The 20,040-nt window shown below is 44.3% G+C and carries 19 protein-coding genes and 1 pseudogene; 17 read left to right on the top strand and 3 right to left on the bottom strand.

The window, feature by feature from the left end; all coding sequences use genetic code 11:
• Positions 1 to 90 precede the first annotated feature (90 nt).
• The 3 genes from AC04Q6_RS05560 (at position 91) to udk (ending at position 2,081) form a co-directional block, all read left to right on the top strand.
• A complete protein-coding gene (locus AC04Q6_RS05560; protein WP_118071783.1) occupies positions 91 to 642 on the top strand; it encodes an MATE family efflux transporter in 552 nt (183 codons plus the stop codon).
• 10 nt (positions 643 to 652) lie between these two features.
• A complete protein-coding gene (locus AC04Q6_RS05555; RefSeq protein WP_256137233.1) occupies positions 653 to 1,285 on the top strand; it encodes a methylenetetrahydrofolate reductase in 633 nt (210 codons plus the stop codon).
• A 175-nt stretch (positions 1,286 to 1,460) separates the two neighbouring features.
• Positions 1,461 to 2,081 carry a uridine kinase gene (udk, locus tag AC04Q6_RS05550; RefSeq protein WP_021976352.1) on the top strand — a complete coding sequence of 207 codons (621 nt, stop codon included), beginning with the start codon at positions 1,461 to 1,463 and terminating at the stop codon, positions 2,079 to 2,081.
• A 112-nt stretch (positions 2,082 to 2,193) separates the two neighbouring features.
• On the opposite strand, the gene AC04Q6_RS05545 is transcribed toward udk, so the two are convergent.
• The 3 genes and pseudogenes from AC04Q6_RS05545 to AC04Q6_RS05535 form a co-directional block, all read right to left on the bottom strand.
• Positions 2,194 to 3,327 (bottom strand): ROK family protein, encoded by a 1,134-nt coding sequence (locus tag AC04Q6_RS05545; protein ID WP_476389578.1) that lies wholly within the window; start codon positions 3,325 to 3,327, stop codon positions 2,194 to 2,196.
• Between the two features lie 193 nt (positions 3,328 to 3,520).
• Positions 3,521 to 4,618 (bottom strand): RNA-guided endonuclease TnpB family protein, encoded by a 1,098-nt coding sequence (locus AC04Q6_RS05540; RefSeq protein ID WP_119248409.1) that lies wholly within the window; start codon positions 4,616 to 4,618, stop codon positions 3,521 to 3,523.
• A pseudogene (locus tag AC04Q6_RS05535) lies at positions 4,581 to 4,715 on the bottom strand (hypothetical protein); the annotation flags it as partial. The gene AC04Q6_RS05540 and the pseudogene AC04Q6_RS05535, both read right to left, overlap by 38 nt.
• A gap of 407 nt (positions 4,716 to 5,122) precedes the next feature.
• Here AC04Q6_RS05535 and AC04Q6_RS05530 point away from each other — a divergent pair.
• From AC04Q6_RS05530 to AC04Q6_RS05465, 14 genes are all read left to right on the top strand, one after another.
• On the top strand, positions 5,123 to 6,739 hold the full coding sequence (locus AC04Q6_RS05530; protein ID WP_476389577.1) for a mannitol dehydrogenase family protein: 1,617 nt from the start codon (positions 5,123 to 5,125) through the stop codon (positions 6,737 to 6,739).
• Positions 6,740 to 6,775: 36 nt separating this feature from the next.
• Positions 6,776 to 7,243, top strand: coding sequence for a PfkB family carbohydrate kinase (locus AC04Q6_RS05525; protein WP_476389576.1), 468 nt, complete (start codon positions 6,776 to 6,778; stop codon positions 7,241 to 7,243).
• An 81-nt stretch (positions 7,244 to 7,324) separates the two neighbouring features.
• A complete protein-coding gene (locus tag AC04Q6_RS05520) occupies positions 7,325 to 7,981 on the top strand; it encodes an IS607 family transposase (protein WP_288720047.1) in 657 nt (218 codons plus the stop codon).
• A complete protein-coding gene (locus AC04Q6_RS05515) occupies positions 7,911 to 9,074 on the top strand; it encodes an RNA-guided endonuclease TnpB family protein (RefSeq protein WP_476389575.1) in 1,164 nt (387 codons plus the stop codon). Before AC04Q6_RS05520 ends, AC04Q6_RS05515 begins: the two co-directional genes overlap by 71 nt.
• Before the next feature lie 177 nt (positions 9,075 to 9,251).
• Positions 9,252 to 9,527, top strand: coding sequence for a PfkB family carbohydrate kinase (locus tag AC04Q6_RS05510; RefSeq protein ID WP_476389574.1), 276 nt, complete (start codon positions 9,252 to 9,254; stop codon positions 9,525 to 9,527).
• A gap of 1 nt (position 9,528) precedes the next feature.
• Entirely contained in the window at positions 9,529 to 9,921 is a 393-nt protein-coding gene (locus AC04Q6_RS05505) for a VOC family protein (RefSeq protein ID WP_015526181.1), read from the top strand.
• A gap of 142 nt (positions 9,922 to 10,063) precedes the next feature.
• Complete coding sequence (locus AC04Q6_RS05500) at positions 10,064 to 10,708, top strand: GntR family transcriptional regulator (RefSeq protein WP_173739759.1); 645 nt, start codon at positions 10,064 to 10,066, stop codon at positions 10,706 to 10,708.
• 176 nt (positions 10,709 to 10,884) lie between these two features.
• On the top strand, positions 10,885 to 12,264 hold the full coding sequence (locus AC04Q6_RS05495; protein WP_110102972.1) for an APC family permease: 1,380 nt from the start codon (positions 10,885 to 10,887) through the stop codon (positions 12,262 to 12,264).
• Positions 12,257 to 13,666 (top strand): serine hydrolase domain-containing protein, encoded by a 1,410-nt coding sequence (locus AC04Q6_RS05490; RefSeq protein ID WP_110102971.1) that lies wholly within the window; start codon positions 12,257 to 12,259, stop codon positions 13,664 to 13,666. Before AC04Q6_RS05495 ends, AC04Q6_RS05490 begins: the two co-directional genes overlap by 8 nt.
• Positions 13,667 to 13,854: 188 nt before the next feature.
• Positions 13,855 to 14,865, top strand: coding sequence for a leucine-rich repeat protein (locus AC04Q6_RS05485; RefSeq protein ID WP_476389573.1), 1,011 nt, complete (start codon positions 13,855 to 13,857; stop codon positions 14,863 to 14,865).
• Positions 14,862 to 16,232, top strand: coding sequence for a VWA-like domain-containing protein (locus AC04Q6_RS05480; protein WP_476389572.1), 1,371 nt, complete (start codon positions 14,862 to 14,864; stop codon positions 16,230 to 16,232). Before AC04Q6_RS05485 ends, AC04Q6_RS05480 begins: the two co-directional genes overlap by 4 nt.
• Positions 16,229 to 17,815 carry an AAA family ATPase gene (locus tag AC04Q6_RS05475; RefSeq protein ID WP_476389571.1) on the top strand — a complete coding sequence of 529 codons (1,587 nt, stop codon included), beginning with the start codon at positions 16,229 to 16,231 and terminating at the stop codon, positions 17,813 to 17,815. Before AC04Q6_RS05480 ends, AC04Q6_RS05475 begins: the two co-directional genes overlap by 4 nt.
• A 178-nt stretch (positions 17,816 to 17,993) precedes the next feature.
• Positions 17,994 to 18,728: a FadR/GntR family transcriptional regulator gene (locus AC04Q6_RS05470; RefSeq protein WP_118070577.1), complete on the top strand. Its 735-nt coding sequence runs from the start codon at positions 17,994 to 17,996 to the stop codon at positions 18,726 to 18,728.
• A gap of 128 nt (positions 18,729 to 18,856) precedes the next feature.
• Positions 18,857 to 20,032 carry an Ldh family oxidoreductase gene (locus AC04Q6_RS05465; RefSeq protein WP_417028662.1) on the top strand — a complete coding sequence of 392 codons (1,176 nt, stop codon included), beginning with the start codon at positions 18,857 to 18,859 and terminating at the stop codon, positions 20,030 to 20,032.
• Positions 20,033 to 20,040 lie beyond the last annotated feature (8 nt).

Below are 20,040 nucleotides of genomic sequence, written 5' to 3'. Positions count from 1 at the left end.
CGGGAGTTGCTCCTTTTTGATATAATGATGTCGGGGTCAAAAGCCCCTGGCTTTGATGAAAAAGTCAGCTGAAGGCAGGAGGAAAATCATATGGAAACAAACTATGCAAAAAGTGCATACAGAACCTTTTTATTCTGGGGAGTATGTTCTTCTCTTGGGGTTACCATATCCACCCTTGTGGATGCTACTCTGGTAGGAAATTTTATAGGCAGTACCGGCCTGGCTGTGGCGAACATTGCAACACCGGTATTTCTGCTTTATTTACTTATGGGAATCACCTTAGGCGGCGGTGCAGGCGTCTTAATTGGGAAAAAACTCGGCGAAGCAGATCTGAAAGGTGTAAATCGGGTTTTCGGCTCCGTATTAAGTGTAGGACTGATAACAGGTGTGCTTTTCGCAGCTGTATCTCTCGTATTTCGCAGCGCATTATGCAGTCTGCTTGGTGCCACACCGGAGCTTTTGCCACAGGCACTGCAGTATCTGAACGTGGTGTTTGCCTTTGCCCCGATCTATGTGTTATATAATATTCTCTCTATTGCAGTGCGGACAGACGGCGCGCCAAAGCTGGCTGCCATTTCTTCAGCTGGGGTTATTGTCACAAATTTAAGCCTGGATCTGCTGTTTATGAAAGTGCTGACGTGACAGAAACCGTATCGCACTGGAGTCTGATCTTTTAAGTGCTGCGATGCTTGGTATTGAGAACATCCTCTGTCTGACAGGTGACCATACGAAGATGGGCGATCATCCGCAGGCAAAACCGGTATTCGATCTTGATTCTGTATCTCTTCTTCATACAGTACAGCTTCTTGAGTCCGGTGTAGATCTTGGAGGAAACCAGCTGGTTGGAGAGCCTCCGAAATTCTCCAAGGGTGCCGTTGTATCTCCATGCAGCGATTCCGTTGACGCTCAGCTTGCAAAGATGGAAAGAAAGGTTGCTGCAGGTGCAGACTACTTCCAGACACAGGCTGTATTTGAGCCGGAGAAATTCATCAAATTTATGGAAAAAGCAAAACAGTTCGGAAAACCTGTACAGGTTGGTATCATCATTCCGAAATCTGCCGGAATGGCTAAGTTCATGAACAACAACGTAGCCGGCATCCATGTTCCGGATGAGATGATCGAGGAGCTGAAAGCAGACAAAGAGAAAACAAAAGCCGGTATCACTGGTGTTGAGATCGCTGCACGTATCATCAAAGAGTGCAAGCCATACTGCCAGGGTGTACATATCATGGCACTTGGATGGGAGTCCAAGATCCCGGCACTTCTGGAGCAGGCTGAGATCTGATCAGAACGATTGCTTTATAAAAAATAACCAGAAAAGCTGTCCGGAACCGGGTGCAGGAGATGCACACCGACCGGGCAGCTTTTGTGTAAGAAAAAGCTTCTCTATACGGAAAAACTCTTCGGGAAGCCTGCGGGATCCACAGCGGAAGAATTCTAGCTTAAGAGGTAAAGAGACGATGGAAAGTATTATTATCGGGATCGCCGGAGGATCAGGTTCCGGCAAATCTACATTTACAAACAGACTGAAGAAGCATTTCGGAGACGATGTGGTGGTGATCTATCATGATAATTACTACCGCAGACAGGACGGAATTCCTTTTGAAGAACGTGTGAAGGTGAATTACGATCACCCGGATTCACTGGAAACCGATCTTCTGGTCGAGCATCTCAAAGAACTCAAGGAGGGCAAAACTATCCAATGTCCGGTATACGATTACAGTCAGCACAACCGCTCCGACAAAGTGCTGAAGATCGAACCAAGACCGGTCATTCTGGTAGAGGGAATCCTGCTTCTTGCAGATCCCCGTATCCGAGATCTTCTGGATATCAAGGTTTATGTGGAAGCAGATGCAGATGAGAGGATCTTAAGACGGATCTCCAGAGATGTGGAGGAACGTGGACGGGATTTAAACGGAATCATCGATCAGTATCTTACCACAGTAAAACCGATGCATTATCTGTACGTGGAGCCTACACGGGCGAAAGCAGATATTGTGATCAACAGCGGTAAGAATAATGTGGCCTTTGATCTGTTTGTGTCAAAGATCGGGCAGCTGCTGAAAGAACTGAAAAAATAATAAGTAAAATAAAAAAAAGCATGTCATACCTTAGGACAGAGCGGATCAAGTTATATCCGTCTGGCTGTGTATGACATGCTTTTTTGAGCGGTTCAGGTGAAGCTGCCTGTATTCACACGCTCTGTATAAATTTTTCTACATAATATAAAGCTGCACCAATGGCAGGTGTATACTGTCCGTGGGTACCGACCAGAATCTGATCTTTATCCAGGGTAAAGGGTGCGCCTGTGTTGATGTGTTCCAGCAGATAAGTGATGTCTTCTTCCGTAAAATAAGGTGCCAGATATCCGCTGATGATGATCGGCGCATCGATGATCAGGTTCAGGTTTTTCATGGCAAAGGCCAGATGGTTCAGGTAATCTTCCCAGTGCTCAGCAAGCCGGGGAGATTTTTTTTTGCGGAGCAGCGGGAAAAATTCCTTCACAGGCATCCCGGCAGACTGTTCCAGAGCATTGGCAGAGCAGTAGGTCTCCAGACAGCCACGGTTTCCGCAGTAGCATAAAGGGCCGTCCGGGTTCACGCATATATGCTCAAGGGTTCCGCTGTGCATGGAGCTTCCCTGATGGATCTGATGATTGGTGATAATGGCACCGCCCAGATTCCGGTTCAGAAGGAACACGACAGCACTGTCGAGCTCCGGGTGATTCCACAGCTCCAGAAAAGCGGCGGATTTGGAATCGTGTTCCAGATGACAGGGGTAAGGAAGATGCCGGGAAAAATCCTCCAGCTTCATTCCGGTATTGTTCATGATGTTTCCATAGATCACAGTGGAATTATCCGGAGAAGTGATCCCCTGTGTGGCGATGGAAATACCCAGGATCTTTTCTTCCGGATAGTGATTCTCTGCGATGAATTCCCGTACTTTATCGGTCAGCTGTCTGTAATACTCTTCTGTGTTGGAATAGGGAAGAGCAATGGTTTCTGTATAAAAAGCATTTCCATATAAGTCGATGGCTGTGATATGGAACATGTTTTTCAGGATCCCGATGCCAATGGAAATCCGAAAATCCGAGGCGATCTGGATGGCCTGTGCCTTCCTTCCGCCTGTGGAATCAAAATATCCGTTTCTGTCAATAAGCCCTTCTTTTTCCAGTAGGTTCAGATTTTGGCTTACGGTGGAAAGCCCCATCTGAAGATCCTGGACGATTTGCATTTTGGAAGTCTGGTGTGTTTGGTATATATATTGGTAAACCTTGGAGCGGTTTATTTTCTTTAAATTGATGGTGGTTAATCCTTTTTCACTCATGAGATTCTCCTGATAAAAGTAATTATAGATATGTTTAAGTCGTGACATGCTCCCACCACTTAAATCTTACGATTTTGAAGTGGGGGCTTCCTGCTCGATTACCCTTTAGGGCAAAGCTAAAACAGGCTATCCCCGCGTGTCCCGCGGTTTTGTTTTTTATGTTTATCCGGTTACGGATTTTTTTCTTGTGCCGTCAGGCACATTCTTTATAGATTCTTTTTCCTTCTTCACGGATGTTGACTGCTGCATTCACATCCCGGTCCATCCTGTTTCCACATTCACAAACATACATTCTATCCGACAATGCCAGTTCCTTTTTCTTATGTCCGCATAGACTGCAGATCTTGCTGGATGCAAAATAACGGTCTACTTTTATAAGATGTTTTCCACATTCTTCCAGCTTGTATCCCAGCATGAACAGAAACTGCCCGTACCCGTTATCCTGCACACCTTTCCCAAGGTGCAGCCTTCCGGACATTCCCTTCAGATTCAGATCTTCCACACATACTGCATCATATCTTTCCGCAAGCTCCCTGCTGAGCTTATGCTGGAAATCTTTTCTCTGGTTCTTTATCTTTTCATGACATAAAGCTACCCTTTTTTTCTGTTTCTGATAGTTCCGGCTTTCTTTTTCACAGTGGGAGAGCTTTCTCTGTTCTCTTGCAAGTTTTTTCTCTGCTTTTCTGTAAAACATAGGGTACCCGGCTCTTTCTCCTGTAGAAAATACACACATTCCCTGCATGGCAAAATCGATCCCAAGAAATCTCTCTGCCGGTCTTTTTTCCACTGTTTGGTTCTCACAGTAGAACAAAAGACTGGCAAAATATTTCCCGGATGGCTCACGGCTCACAGTTACAGACTTCAGTTTCCAGTCTGATGGAATCTGACGGTGAAGTTTTATCCTTATGACGGACATCTTTGGAAGTTTCAGATGGGTATCCTGCAAAAGGATATTTCCGTTTAGTGCATTGGTCGTATATGAATTTCTTGCATGCTTCTTTGATTTATAACGTGGAAATCCGCAGGCTGGTTCCCGAAAAAACTTCCGGAACGCACTTTCCAGATGCAGCTGCGCATTCGCCAGGGCAAGGGAATCCACCTCCTTCAGCCATGGATATTCCTTTTTATATCCGGCCGGTGTGTTCCGGAGCATCTTTTTTTCTTTCTGGTAATAGCTGATCTTATCTGCAAGCATCTGGTTATAGATAAAGCGGCTGCAGCCGATTGTTTGCTCTATCTGAACTCTCTGCTCTTTATTTGGATAGATCCTTATTTTTACGGCGCGGTTCATTCTTCTCACCCTGGCTTTCTATATACTGCCGTATCGTTTCAATCGTTGCTCCGCCTGCACTGAGCAGACAGAATATCTGACCCCAGAATGCATCTTTCATGGTCTAACTCCATTATATTTATCATCCTTTTTCTTATATCAACGGATATGTATTTATGAACTAATTGTTCTTTTCAGTATACTACATCAGGGAAGGGAGAACAAGTGTTTCTTTTATACTATAGAGATTTTTTTGAGCAGACATGCTCCGATGTGCAATTCATCTCACCACCTGAAGAGGTGAGAGAATTCTTGCTACATTTGTTAAATGTATTTTAGTATAAATTTGCGGGAAATACAATGTAGGGGAGAACGGGTAAAAGTAAACAAAAAAATAAGAGTAAAATTAGACGCTTTGCCAATAGATTTTTAAAAAGGAAAGTTTTATACTCTACTTACAGTTAAGACATAAACATAAGTAAAAGACATAAATAACGAAATGAACGAAAAAAAGGAGGTTCTATCATGAAATTAACAAGAGAAGGAATCAAAGAGCGTGAAGCATGGGAGAAAGCAGGCATCAATCTTCCAGGATACGATGTAGAGGCAGTTACTGAGAAAGCGAAGAAGGAGCCAGGCTGGGTACATTTCGGAATCGGAAATATCTTCCGTGTATTTATCGGAGGTATTGCAGATGGTCTTCTGGAAGGGGGAGTTCTTGACAGAGGCATCACATGTGTAGAGACCTTTGATTATGATGTAGTAGATAAGATTTACGCGCCATATGACAACCTTGGCTTAAATGTCATTCTTCACGGTGATGGAACCCGTGAGTACAAAGTTCTCGGGGCACTTGCAGAAGCAGTGAAAGCACAGTCTTCTGATGCTGAACAATGGAACCGCCTGAAAGAAATTTTTGCGGCTAAATCTCTGCAGCTGGTTTCTTTCACGATCACAGAGAAGGGCTATGCACTCCAGAAAGCAGACGGAACATTGTTCCCGTTTGTGGAAGCAGATATTAAAAACGGACCGGATAAGGCAACGGGAGCAATGGCAGTTCTTGTGGCTATGCTGAATGAGAGATATAAAGCAGGGAAATATCCGATCGCTCTGGTATCTATGGATAACTGCTCACAGAACGGCGCCAAGCTTCGTGAGTCCGTGCTGACTATGACAGAGGAATGGCATAAAGCAGGTTTTGTAGATGATGGATTTGTAGATTATGTAACGGATGAGAAGGTGGTTGCATTCCCGTGGACCATGATCGACAAGATCACACCTCGTCCAAGTGAGCAGATCGCAGCAGACCTTGAGAAGCTTGGCGTTGAAGATATGCAGCCGGTGATCACAGGAAAGAAAACATACATTGCACCATTTGTCAATGCTGAGAAGCCACAGTATCTTGTTATCGAGGACAGCTTCCCTAACGGACGCCCTGCTCTGGAAAAAGGCTTCGGCGTATATATGGCGGACAGAAATACCGTCAATCTCTCCGAGAGAATGAAAGTAACCGTTTGCCTGAATCCTGTACATTCCGCAACCGGCCCTCTTGGTGTGGTACTTGGATATGATCTCTTTGCACACATGCTGAACACCAACGAAGATATGATGAAAATGGCCCGTATGGTTGCTTATGACGAGGGACTTCCGGTAGTTGCAGATCCTGGAATCCTTTCCCCGCAGGCATTTGTGGATGAGCTTTTCAATGACCGTTTCCCGAATGAGTATCTTGGAGATACAAACCTTCGTCTGGCTGTAGATGTGTCCCAGATGGTAGGTATCCGTTTCGGTGAGACTGTAAAAGCATATGTGAAGAAATTTGGAGATGCTTCCAGATTGACAGCAATCCCGCTGGGAATCGCAGGCTGGCTGAGATACATGCTGGCTGTAGATGACGAAGGAAACAAATTTGAGCTTGCACCGGACCCGATGAATGAGGAGATCACAGAGCAGCTTGGCGATATCGTGATCGGAAAACCGGAAACCTTCAAGGATCAGCTGAAGCCGATCCTTTCCAATGAGAGATTGTTCTTCACAGACCTTTATAAAGATGGTGTCGGAGAGAAGATCGAGGATATGTTCCGTGAGATGATCGCAGGATCTGGAGCTGTAAAGGCGACTATTCATAAATATGTAAAATGAAACATCAGAGTTCAAAAGTCAGACAGTCGTTCGTACTTGCACGATAAGAGTTTTGGACATGGAATCAGTCAGACATCCGGGCGGGGCACCTGCCAATGTTGCAGTTGCAGCTTCTCTTTTGCAAGAAAACCGGGAGCAGATACAAAGATCCAGAAGGAAGAAGTGGACGTGGATGTGTTGGATAATACCCATATTTTTCATGTCGGATCCCTGTCCCTGACGGATCAGCCTGCAAGAGATACCACGTTTTATTCGGTAAAAAGAGCGAAAAACAAGGGCAGCGTGATTTCTTACGATCCCAATTACCGTGCATCTCTGTGGCCGGATGAAGCGACCGCGAAGAGGCATATGAGAAGTCTGGTACCCTATGTGGATCTCATGAAGATTTCAGATGAGGAAACGGAGCTTCTGACAGATCATAAGGATGTCCGGGAAGCAGCAGAAGCACTGTACAGCCAGGGCGTGAAAGTTGTGGCAGTTACTCGTGGCGGCGAAGGAGGATGATATAAGTAACTAAATATATTGTAAAAAGATATTAAATGTGTTTAAATATACTTATGGAGGTATATTATGGACACATCAAATATCACAAATTATAAACCAAAAGATTTTGCGGAATTATTAGGTGTTTCTGTAAAAACGCTTCAGAGATGGGACAGAGAGGGAATCTTAAAAGCAAACCGAACTCCAACAGACAGGCGTTATTACACATATGATCAGTATCTTCAATTTAAAGGTATAAATATAGAACATGATAAACGAAAAGTTGTTATTTATGCAAGAGTATCTACCAAAAACCAAAGGGATGATCTTCAAAATCAGACAGCATTTCTGCGTCAGTTCTGTAATGCCAGAGGAATGATCGTAGACCAGTGCATTGAAGACTATGGAAGCGGACTTAATTATAACCGCAAGAAATGGAATGGATTACTGGACGAAGTCATGGAGCAGAAGGTCAAAACCATAGTGATCACGCATAAAGACAGATTTATCCGTTTTGGATACGACTGGTTTGAAAGATTCTGCATGAAATTCCACACAACGATACTGGTGGTGAACAATGAAGAACTGTCACCACAGGAAGAACTTGTACAGGATATTATTTCCATCCTTCATGTGTTTTCCTGTAGATTATATGGACTTCGTAAGTATAAAAAACAGATAGAAAAGGATGAGGAGATTGCTGAAGAGCTTCAAGACAGAGATCAATCCTACAGAAGAGCAGAAGATCAAAATACATAAGACAATCGGCACATGCAGATATATTTATAATTTCTACCTGTTTCATAATAAAGAACGTTATGATGCCGGTGAAAGATTTATGAGCGGCAAGTCGTTCAGTGTATGGCTGAACAATGAATACCTTCCAAGGCATCCGGAATATTTCTGGATCAGAGAAGTCAGTTCCAAATCGGTAAAGAATGCAATCGAAAATGCCTGTACCGCTTTTTCAAGATTTTTTCATCATCAGAGTAGTTTCCCGAGATATAAGAAAAAAGGAAGATCTGATGTAAAAATGTATTTTGTAAAGAATAATCTCAAAGACTGTCTCTGTGAACGTCACAGGATCAAGATCCCAACACTTGGCTGGGTAAGGCTGAAAGAAAAAGGTTACATTCCGGCCTCTAAGGATGGATATGTGATCCGAAGCGGGGCAGTTTCCATGAAAGCAGGCAGATATTATGTGTCTGCACTTGTCGATATACCTGCTCCGGAAGCAGATGGAAATTTCACTGATGGGATCGGAATTGATCTGGGGCTGAAAGACTTTGCAGTTGTGTCAAATGGAACTGTATACAGAAATATCAATAAAACAGCACGGATCAGAAAACTTGAGAAACAATTAAGACGGGCACAGCGAAAGCTTTCCCGTAAATATGAGAACTTAAAGAAAGGAGAGACCACTCAAGGAGCAAATATATGCAAACAAAAGCTTAAAGTACAGAAACTTCATCATCGGATAGAAAATATCCGTACAGACCATATCAACAAGGTAATATCTGAGATAGTGAAAACCAAGCCGTCTCATATAACGATTGAGGATCTGAACATATCCGGGATGATGAAGAACCGGCATCTCTCAAAAGCAGTTGCGTCCCAGAAATTCTATGAATTCCGGACAAAATTGAAAACAAAATGTGCTGAATATGGAATCGAACTGAGGGTAGTTGACCGATGGTATCCATCTTCCAGGATCTGCCACTGCTGCAGCTGTATTAAAAAAGATCTGAAACTTTCAGACAGGATCTACAGATGCACATGTGGATATATTGAGGACAGAGATCTCAATGCAGCACGGAATCTGAGAGATGCAGAGACTTACGAAGTTGCATGATCCCGCAAACGTAAGTATGTACCGAAGGCTATTTCGGGAATTAACGGCTGTGGAGTGTACTTAGGATCTGTGAGTAGAGATAACTCCGGTTACTCAAAAGCATACACAAAGAAACAGTAAGCGGTATTCGTGAGAATCCGCATTATCTCGATGTGAGTATGTTTAATCACATTTTGAGTGGCAGCATATCTTTACGGCAAGGATGGCGGCTGTATGGTACCGGGATTTACAGTGAGACAGATCGCAGACACGAACGGAGCCGGAGATTCTTTCTGGGGCGGTTTCCTGTACAAAGTCAGCACAGCAGAGAAACATCTGGACGAGCTGACCCAGGAGGATCTGAAGGAATTTGCCCGTTTCGGCAATGCAGTGGCCAGTCTCTGCGTGGAGAAAAAAGGTGCGATCCCGGCAATGCCGGAGCTTGCACAGGTGGAAGAAAGGATGGGGTTTTGAAATGAATTTAAAAGATCAGATGAACGGAGTTCAGCACGTAGGTGTGCCGACCAATGACATTGAGACAACCATTAAATTTTATGAGGCACTGGGATTTAAGATCGCTTTCCAGACGGTGAACGAGGCTGCCAATGAGAAGGTTGCTTTCCTGAAGCTTGGAAATCTTGTGATCGAGACTTACGAGAACAAAGCAGCAAAAATGGAATCCGGCGCCATTGACCATGTTGCCATTGATGTGAAGGATGTGGAGAAAGTCCACGAGCTGGTGACAGCAGCCGGACTGAATACTACCAATGATGAAGTCCATTTCCTGCCGTTCTGGGAGAATGGTGTGAAGTTCTTTACTATTGAGGGACCGAATAAGGAGAAGGTGGAGTTCAGCCAGTATTTATAAAATGTGTAAGTCAGTTAAGTCTCCTGCAAGAATGTGGGTACCTGTCTTAATGGGAATTTACAATACAGTAAAAATACGCTAGAATAGAATACTGTTAATATTCATCTAAATAAAAAAGATCTATAAGAACAGGAGTATATACATGCTGGGACTTAAACCAATAAAGACTTTACCCATAAGAGAAAAGATTGCGGCGAATCTTAGAGAGGCAATTCTTTCAAAAAAAATTCCGGCGGGGGAAATTCTGACACTGGAAAGTACTGCGCAGGAACTTGGAGTGTCCATTACACCTACAAGAGAAGCCTTTCAGATTCTGGCAAGAGATGGACTTCTGGAACTGGAGCGAAATAAACGTGCAGTAGTTCTTGGAGTGAATGAAAAAACGATCCGCGAACATTTTCAGGTGCGGGCGGCACTGGAAAGTGAAGCCTGTGTTTTGTGTTGTGAAAATAAGATCGATTTTCAGAGGATTGATCAGATCCTCAAGGTTTCCAGAGAAGAGATAGAAAAAGGTGATTTTGAAAGTTATTCAAGTCTCAATCAGACTTTGCACATGGAATTATGGACAGCAGCAGGAAATGATAAACTTAAAAATATGCTGTCAGAACTGTGGAACGGACTGTCCAGAGGCGTACTGGTAAATGAAGAAGAGTACGTAAGAAAATCTCTGAAAGAGCATGAGGAAATTGTAGAAAGTATTCGAAAAGGTGATGCTATGGAATGTTATCTGCGTATGCAGAAACATATAAAAAGCAGTTGTGAGAACTTTGTGCAACGGTATAATTAGGCTGTAGAAATTACCATTTTTCTGTAAAAAGTATACAAAAACAGAACAGATAATTTTTACAAAACGCCGAAATTGTTAATTGTTATTGACAGTTACGGCGTTTTTCACTATTCTTTATGTATACAATATAAAAAATAAAAAATAAAAAGTAAAAAAGTAAAGAAAGGCGCAATGAAATGAACGACAAGAACATAATTGTGAACAAGCCGGAACCGAAACCGGGTATACTTGAGCGTGGTGATCTTTTTGCAATCGCAGTAGGAATGGTAATCGGCTCCGGAATGGTAACTCTGATCGGACCGGCAATGGCTTATACCGGTTATTCTGTATGGCTTGCTTATCTGACAGCGATTGTCATGGGATTCTTTATGGTTTTTCCGTATATTATTCTTGGTGGGACCATGCGCGTGGCAGGAGGCCCGTATTCCATCGTAACGAACCTTTCCGGAGTCAGCACCGGAGGTCTGGTAGCTTATACGAAACTGGTAACGCCGATCCTCAACAGTTCTTTTGCGTTGGCACTGGGATTGTATTTGAATAATCTCCTCCCGGGAATTACAGTGAAAGCACTGGCAATCGCAGGTGTTGTTATTCTGTTTGTTCTGAATCTTCTGGGAATGGATATTTTTGCAAAGGTAAGCAAGATATTATCAACGGTTCTTCTGATCACAATGGTTCTGTATGTTGTTTTCGGACTTACACAGATCAGACAGCCGATCTTTGATTTTTCAGGAGATAAGATGTTTACCGGCGGCTTTAAAGGCTTTATGCTGGCGGCACTTCTTCTTATCAATTCCGCAAATGGTTACTACAATGTTCTGTGGTATGGTAAAGACGCGAAAAGAGCAACGAAAGATGTTCCGTTTGCGGCAATGTCCTGCGTGCCATGTCTGCTTTTTATTTATGTGGGCCTTGCGATGGTTACAGGTGGGGTGCTTCCTCACGATAAGGTTGCAGGTGTGGAAACAATCCTTCCGGCAGCACAGGAGATCCTTCCTGGTATTGTGTATAAACTTTTTATGATCGGCGGACCGATCATGGCAATCATCACTACTTTGAATGGTGTATTTAATGATGTACGATATCCGATCGCTCAGGCTGCCAAGGATGGATGGCTGCCGAAAGGAATTCTGAAGGAAAACCGTTTCGGAGCACCGTACCTGATCTATACCTACACACTGATCGTAGTGTTGCTTCCGATCATTTTTGATATGAGTATCGTGACGATCACAAATATTTTCCAGGTGATCACATTTTTTATGAATGTTACAGTTGTGTATGCAATTTCACGTCTTCCGAAGAAATATCCGGATACCTGGAAGAAGAACAAATTTCACCTTTCCAGTGCAGGACTTTACGTATTCTGTACCATCAGTATCATCATTTACACGATTATTTTTATAAAAGGAATTTTCAGTATTAAACTTGTATATGCAGTATCTGCTGTTATAGTTATGGTTGCATTGATCCTGATTGGTGTATATCTCACCAGAAAAGGTGGAATCCGTATCGAGACATCCATATGGCAGCCTGCAGAGGAGGAAAAAAATGAATGAATTAAATCCGTTCAAGCTGGCAAAAATGCTTGAGGAACTTGAGAACACCGTAGAATTACACAGTATTTCTGTACGGTATAAAGGAGAAAAGGTTGTTGAAGGAGCCTGGGCACCTTTCTCAATGGAAGAGCCGCAGATGATGCATTCTTTATCAAAGATCGGAACAAGTATCTGTGTTGGATTTGCGGTGGATGAGGGAAAACTTCATCTGGAGGATAAATTTCTGGATTATGTGAGAGAAGATCTTCCGGATGAATATGATGAAGCCCTGGAAAATATTACCGTATATGATCTTCTTACCATGCAGGCCGGTTCCCCGGAATGCTGTAATAATGTATGGTTTTCCAGACTGGAAAAAGACTGGGAGAAGAACTGGCTTGGACAGCCTAAGCTGAAAGAAGATATCGGAAAAGTTTTTCATTATGATTCCGGATGCAGCTATACACTTTCCAGGATCGTGACCAAAGTTATGGGTGAAAACTGTCTGTCCATTATGCAGAAACGTGTTTTTGACAAACTTGGTTTTGGAAAGATCAACTGGCTTACAAGTCCTGAGGGACATAATACCGGCGGCTGGGGCATGTATCTGACCGCAGATCAGATTTCCACACTGGCACAGCTCCTTCTCCAGAAAGGAAACTGGAAGGGTGAGCAGCTGGTGCCACAGTGGTGGATCGAAGAGATGGGACAGTCAAGAGTCGTAATTCCCGGAGATGAGAAAAAAGCACTGACTCATTATGCATATCACATCAAAGCAGGAAAAGAGATCTTTGCGGCAGAAGGAGCATTTGGACAGTATTTGGTGTGCTTCCGGGAACTTCCGGTTGCCATTGGCATTACCGCAGGTGCGAGAGAATATCTTGCGGCAGATATCTGCCTTAAATATATGAAGGAAGCAGTTTCCATACCTTGCCCGGAAGAAAAACGGGAAGAAGGAGAGAAATATCTGGAAGCAAAAATAAAAAGCCTTTCTCTGCCACAGCCGGAAGGCAGACTGAAAACTGCGGAAAAAGAACTCAGTGGATTATTTAACCGGGAGATTATTTTTACAGAAAATCCGAGAAACATTGAAAGTGCAAAGATCATTCCGGAAGGATGTAAACTGCGTCTGGAAATGATAGTCCAGGGTGAGAAAAAGATTGCTTATGCAGGATTTAAGAGCTGGAAACAGAACGATCTTTATCCGGATGATTTTACAAAGAGATATCACAGCATTGCTTATGGAATGGATCAGGAAACGTTATATCTGTCTGTGGGACTGCTCAACACTTCCTACAGGGAAGAGTATTCCTTCTGGGTCAATTCTAAAGATACCGTGATCGCGACCTGGAGACCTAACGTTACCTATCTTCCGGAACAGCCGGATATGGTATGGAAGTTTACAGGAAACTTTAAATCCTGAAGAGAAAAAACTCAAAGTATAGACCGATAAAAATATAGCAATTCCTCCAACCTTATGATAAAAGAAACGAACAACCCGCAGGATACTGACTTGCCATCAGTGGTCCGACGGGTTGTTTTTTGTTTGGAATAAGTCTACAATAGGAAACAGAAATTTTTATTATTGTGACATAGGGAAGAAAGTGTACGATGAAAATACATTACAGAATTAAAAATAATGCAATAGAGATCGTTCGGTGTTATGGTACCGATGACCGGATCGTGCTGCCGGAAGAGATCAATGGTCTTCCGGTAGTCAGTGCGGCGCCGTATGCGTTTTCTGCACATAAGGATGGAGAAGAAGATGCAGAAACCTGGGAGAGCGAAGATGTAATTTCGTTCGGAGAAGAGAGACTTCTTGCCGGAGAGGAAGTGCAGGAGATCGTTTTCCCGGATACGCTGAAGGAAATCGGAAGATATATTTTTTATGGATGCAAAAAACTGGAACGGCTGGAATTTTCGGATACGCTGATGCAGGTGGGAACCGGGGCGTTTACGGGCTGCAGCGGGCTGAAGGAGCTTGTAATCCATCAGAAAAAGGGGATCAAATCCTGTGCAAAGGAAATCCTTGGGGAGCTGTGGCAGAAGATCGATGTGGATTTTCTGTATGAAAATGGTGAGGCAGGTGGAAAACGTGCGCATATGGTTTTTCCGGAGCATTACGATGAGGCGGTGGAGAACACGCCTGCGAGAATTTTGTTTACGGAGTATCATGGCTCAGGGACTAATTACCGGCAATGCTTCTATAATAAAGAACTGGATTTCGCGGAGTATGACAGCCTGTTTGATATGGCAGTGGTGATGGATAAGCTGGAGGTCCTGGTGGATATGAGCTTCGGGCGGCTTCGTTATCCGTGGCAGCTGAGCGAAAAGGCGAAGAAGCAGTATGAGGATTATATCCGGGGAAATCTTAAGGATATCGGGGGATTTCTGGTGGAAAGCGGAAGCTTAAATGGTCTGGAGCTGCTTTCTCGGGAAAAACTCTGGAACAGAGAGGGCCTGGAACATAGTATTGATGTGGCGGCCGGGAAGAAGGATATGGAGATTTCCGCATTTCTGATGAATGAACGCAGCCGGATGCTGAAGGAAGAGCAGAAGGTTGCCGGGGAGACAGAAAATGAGAGGTGCCCTGTTAAAAGGAGAAAGAAGTTTCAGTTATGAGTGATATAGAAACAACTGAAAAAAATAAAAATAACTTCCTGCCCGGTCAGGGATCCAATCCCCAGGAGGCGGCCCAGCGTCTCCAGGACATCGGCAGCAGCATCCTCCGGGCGGCAAGAGACGAGCTGTATCTTGGCATGCGTTTTCTGGATGTGGCGCTGAGCAGCTTTATTTATCAGATGGATGGTTCGGTCAGTCCGTTTGGAACAGACGGGGCTGTGATGTACTTCCATCCGGCACAGCTTGGCGGGCTTTATAAAGAAAACAGGATTCTTGTGAATCGAGGATATCTCCATATGGTATTTCACTGCATTTTCCGGCACTTTGGGAAGCCGGGAATAGAGAAGCGTTTGTGGAATTTAAGCTGCGATATTGCAGTGGAGCATATGATCGACGGGATCTACCACCGCTCAGTCCGATATTCCAGAAGTCTTCTCCGGAGGGAAACCTACCGTCTTCTGGAAAAGGAAAAGAAGACGCTGAATGCAGAGAGAATCTACAAGATTCTGAAAGAAGAATTTCTGAAAGAAAAAGAACTGGCACAGCTTGAAAAAGAGTTCTACGTGGACGACCATAAATACTGGGCAAACCAGCAGCCCGACCGGAAACCCAATCCCCTGATGAGCAAAAAATGGGGAGATATCAGCGAAGGAATCGAGACAGATCTGGAGACCTTTTCCAGAGAGGCAGGAGCGCAGGACGGAGATTTTCTGGATCAGCTGAAAGTGGAGAACCGGGAACGATATGATTATCGGGAATTTCTGCGGAAGTTTGCAGTATTTCGGGAAGAACTGACTGTAGATCCGGACAGCTTTGATTATAATTTTTATACCTACGGGCTTTCCCTTTACGGGAATATGCCGCTGATCGAACCCCTGGAAACCAGAGAAGTGAAAAAAGTTTCGGAATTTGTCATTGTGATCGATACCTCCATGTCCTGTTCAGGAGAACTGGTACAGAGATTTCTGGAGGAAACCTATGGGATCTTAAGCGACAGCGGGAATTTTTTCCAGAAGGTAGATATACACATTATCCAGTGTGATGAGAAGGTGCATTCGGATGTGAAGATCACCAGCAGAGAAGAACTGCAGGATTACATGGACAGTCTGGAACTTTACGGTGATGGAGGTACAGATTTCCGTCCGGCTTTTGCTTATGTGGAAGAGCTAATGGAAAAACGTGAGTTTGAAAATCTGAAGGGACTGGTGTATTTTACAGACGGTTACGGTATTTTTCCGGCAAAGATGCCGCCATACCGGACAGCATTTGTATTTATGGAGCAGGAGCCTGAGGATGTGGATATCCCGGCCTGGGCCATGAAGCTGGTGATCACGGAGGAAGAATTACAAGGAGAAGAAAAACCATGAACATAAAACGAGCAAAGCAGGAGATCAGAGATTCCATAGAAGCATATCTTTCAAAGGACGAATTCGGTGAGTACCGGATCCCGGCGATCCGACAGAGACCGATCCTTCTTATGGGCCCTCCGGGAATCGGAAAGACACAGATTATGGAACAGATAGCAAGGGAATGCGGGATTGCTCTTGTTTCCTATACCATTACCCACCACACCAGGCAGAGTGCTGTGGGACTTCCTTTTATTGTAAAAAAGAATTATGGTGAGGAAGAATTTTCTGTCACGGAATATACCATGAGTGAGATCATTTCGTCCGTTTACGACAAAATGGAAAAAACAGGTCTGAAAGAAGGCATCCTGTTCATTGATGAGATCAACTGCGTATCTGAAACACTGGCACCGATGATGCTGCAGTTCCTTCAGGGAAAAACCTTCGGAAACCAGAAGGTGCCGGAAGGCTGGGTAATCGTCACAGCAGGCAACCCGCCGGAATATAACAAATCCGTCCGGGAATTCGATGTGGTCACTCTGGATCGTATCAAGAAGATTGATGTGGAGGCAGACTTTGATGTATGGAAGGAATACGCCTACCAGCAGGGAATTCATCCGGCGGTGATCTCCTATCTGGAGCTTCGCAGAAAAAATTTCTACAGGGTGGAGAATACCGTAGACGGAAAGATCTTTGCCACAGCCAGAGGTTGGGAGGATCTTTCCCGTCTGATCCAGGTTTATGAGATCCTTGGAAAAACCGTAGACCGTGAGGTGGTCAGCCAGTACATCCAGCACAGGATGATCGCGAAGGATTTCGCCAGCTATCTGGCTCTTTATTATAAGTACAGAACGGATTATAAAGTGGAGGACATCCTGAAAGGAAAGTGGGATCCCATTACTCTGGGTAAAATCCGCACAGCCTCTCTGGACGAGCATTTGAGCATTGTAAGCCTTCTCAACGGAAAGCTCAGCGAGCTTTTTACAGAATGCTATCTTACCGATGCCTACCTCACGAAACTGTATGATTATATGGTGTACTTCAGAGAAGCTCAGGACAGCCTCACAGCAAAAAATCTCATGGAAAAAGCAGAGGCGGATCTTGAAAAGGACAAAAAGAGTGAGCTTCTTACAAAACAGCAGGAGCGTATACAGAAACGTGTTGTGTCATTCTTTGAAAATGCGTCCGGATTGGAATCAGCTTCGGAATCAACCGGATCAGATAAAACCGGATCAGGTTCAGAGCCGGCAGGAGGCAGAAGTGCTGCAGCAGAATCGGAAGTTCTATCGTCAAACAGGAACTATGAGTTTGTGAAAGCCCTCTTTGAATCCGAAACCGAAGCCTACGAAAACCGAACCGACGAAATATCCTTTACTCTTCAGAACGTTTTCGACTTTATGGAAGCTGCCTTTGGGGACAGTCAGGAAATGGTGGCATTTATCACAGAACTGAATGCCAACTATTATAGTCTCTGGTTCATTCGGGAGAACGGTTCTGACCAGTATTACAGGCATAATAAAGGTCTTCTTTTTGACGACCGCCAGAAAATGCTTCTGGGTCAGATGGAGGAAGTGGAAAATATTCTCAATAATGGGATAAAGTGATAGTTTGTCTGACCAATTGCTTATTTACTATTGATTAAATTGGTAAATTACAGTATAATATTTACCATAAAAGTCCCAAAAGAAGGTGCGTAGATAGTCAAATTGCACAGATATTAATACATTCCGGGACTTTTAAAGACAACACAATAATAAAGGAAGGCGGCCGAAACGGACGAGCATGTTTACAAAGATTACAGAAGAACGAGCATTTGACGGAATATTAGCGCAGATCATAGAAAATATCCGGCGGGGAGAACTGAAGCCGGGGGACACTTTACCTGCGGAACGTGTTATGGCAGAATCACTGGGAGTTTCCAGACCTGCTGTCCGTGAAGTCCTGCGGGCACTGGAGCTGATGGGAATTGTCACAACGGTCCGCGGCGGAGCCAACTATATCACCGAGAATATGGATCAGTGGCTTTCTGCCCCACTGGCCCTTCTTTTTCAGCTGAATAACAGCCATGTACAGCAGGTGCAGGAGCTTCGTTCTGCGCTGGAGCAGGAGGCTGCTCTTCTTGCAGCCGGGAATTGTACGGAGAAGGACGCATTAGATCTGCGTTCCATTCTGGCACAGCTGGAGAGCGCAGAGGATGAGAAAGCTCGTGCAGGTCTTGATAAGAAGCTTCATACGAAGATCGGCAGGATCGCAGGAAATCCTATGATCTATAATGTTCTGGATGCGGCAGCACAGCTGACAGAGGAGATCATTTCCGGTACTCGAGCCTATATTATGCAGAAACATAATTCCGCTCTTGAGGTGGATGACCAGCACAGAAGACTGGTGGAAGCCATTATTTCCGGAGACCGGAACCAGGCGGAGAAGCTGATGCGCGAACATATGGAAACCATTGAGAAATATATAATTGAGATTGCACAGCAGCAAGGTGAGAACAGCCTTGTATTTCATCGCTGATCCACCTGACAAAAATTAAATAAAATTTCAGTAAAAATCCCGTTGATCTGGTAAGACCACTATTGATTTTGGTAAGACCAAGTGCTATAATAGGGACTGTATTGGTAATACCAAAAAAGTTTGGTATTATGGCAGTAACCTGCCGGAAATATCAGGAGAAAGGACTTACGATTATGGGATATGTAAAATGGAGTTATGACACACTGAACCGTTTCTGCGGAGACGTTTTCAAAGCGTTTGGCTTTTCTGAGGAAGAGGGAAACATTATTAAAGATGTTCTTCTGACTGCTGATTTATATGGAATCGAGAGCCACGGAATGCAGAGAATGGTTCGTTACCATAAAGGAATCGAGAAGGGGACGATCCATCCCCAGGCGAAACCGGAAGTTGTTTTTGAGACACCGATTTCAGCTGTGATAGACGGACATAATGGAATGGGCCAGCTGATCAGCCATTTTGCCATGGAAAAGGCAATTGAGAAGGCGAAGACAACTGGTGTGGGAATCGTAAGTGTACGAAATTCCAACCATTTCGGTATTGCAGGATATTATGCGAACATGGCCTGCCATGAAGGACTTCTTGGAATGGCATGCACCAACTCCGAGGCGATCATGGTACCGACCTTCGGAAGAAAGGCTATGCTGGGCTCCAACCCGATCGCAGTTTCTATGCCTGCAGATCCGTATCCGTTTTTCTTTGACTGTTCTACGACAGTTGTAACCAGAGGTAAACTGGAAATGTATAATAAGATGGGCAAGCCTCTTCCGGATGGCTGGGCACTTGACAAAAACGGTCATGCCAGCAATAATGCACCGGATGTACTTGCAAACATCGTAGCCAAGAAGGGCGGCGGGATCATGCCTCTCGGCGGAAACGAGGAAGTCAGCGGAAGCCATAAGGGATATGGCTATGGAATGCTCTGTGAGCTGTTCAGCTCTATTCTTTCCATGGGCGTTACCTCCGACAAGTGCTGTACATTCCCGGATAAGACCGGTATCTGCCATGGATTTATGGCGATCAACCCGGCGGCATTCGGAGATCCGGATGCGATCCGCAAGCATTTTTCAGAATACCTTGAGGCACTTCGGGAGAGCCCGAAGGCAGACGGTCAGGACAGGATCTATACACACGGCGAGAAAGAGGTAGCTGCTGAAAAAGACAGAAAAGAGAATGGCATTCCGGTCAACGACAATACCATGGTAGAGCTTGCTGATCTCTGTAGTTATCTGAAGCTTGATTTTGGCTCTTATTTTGAAGGCTATGAGCTTCCGAAGGACAGTAAATTCTTCAATGGTAATTATTAATTCAGGTA

The organism is Blautia sp. HA9023 (assembly GCF_056504095.1).
Note: the sequence above shows the minus strand (reverse complement) of the source record. Positions and strands in the feature narration are given on the sequence as shown.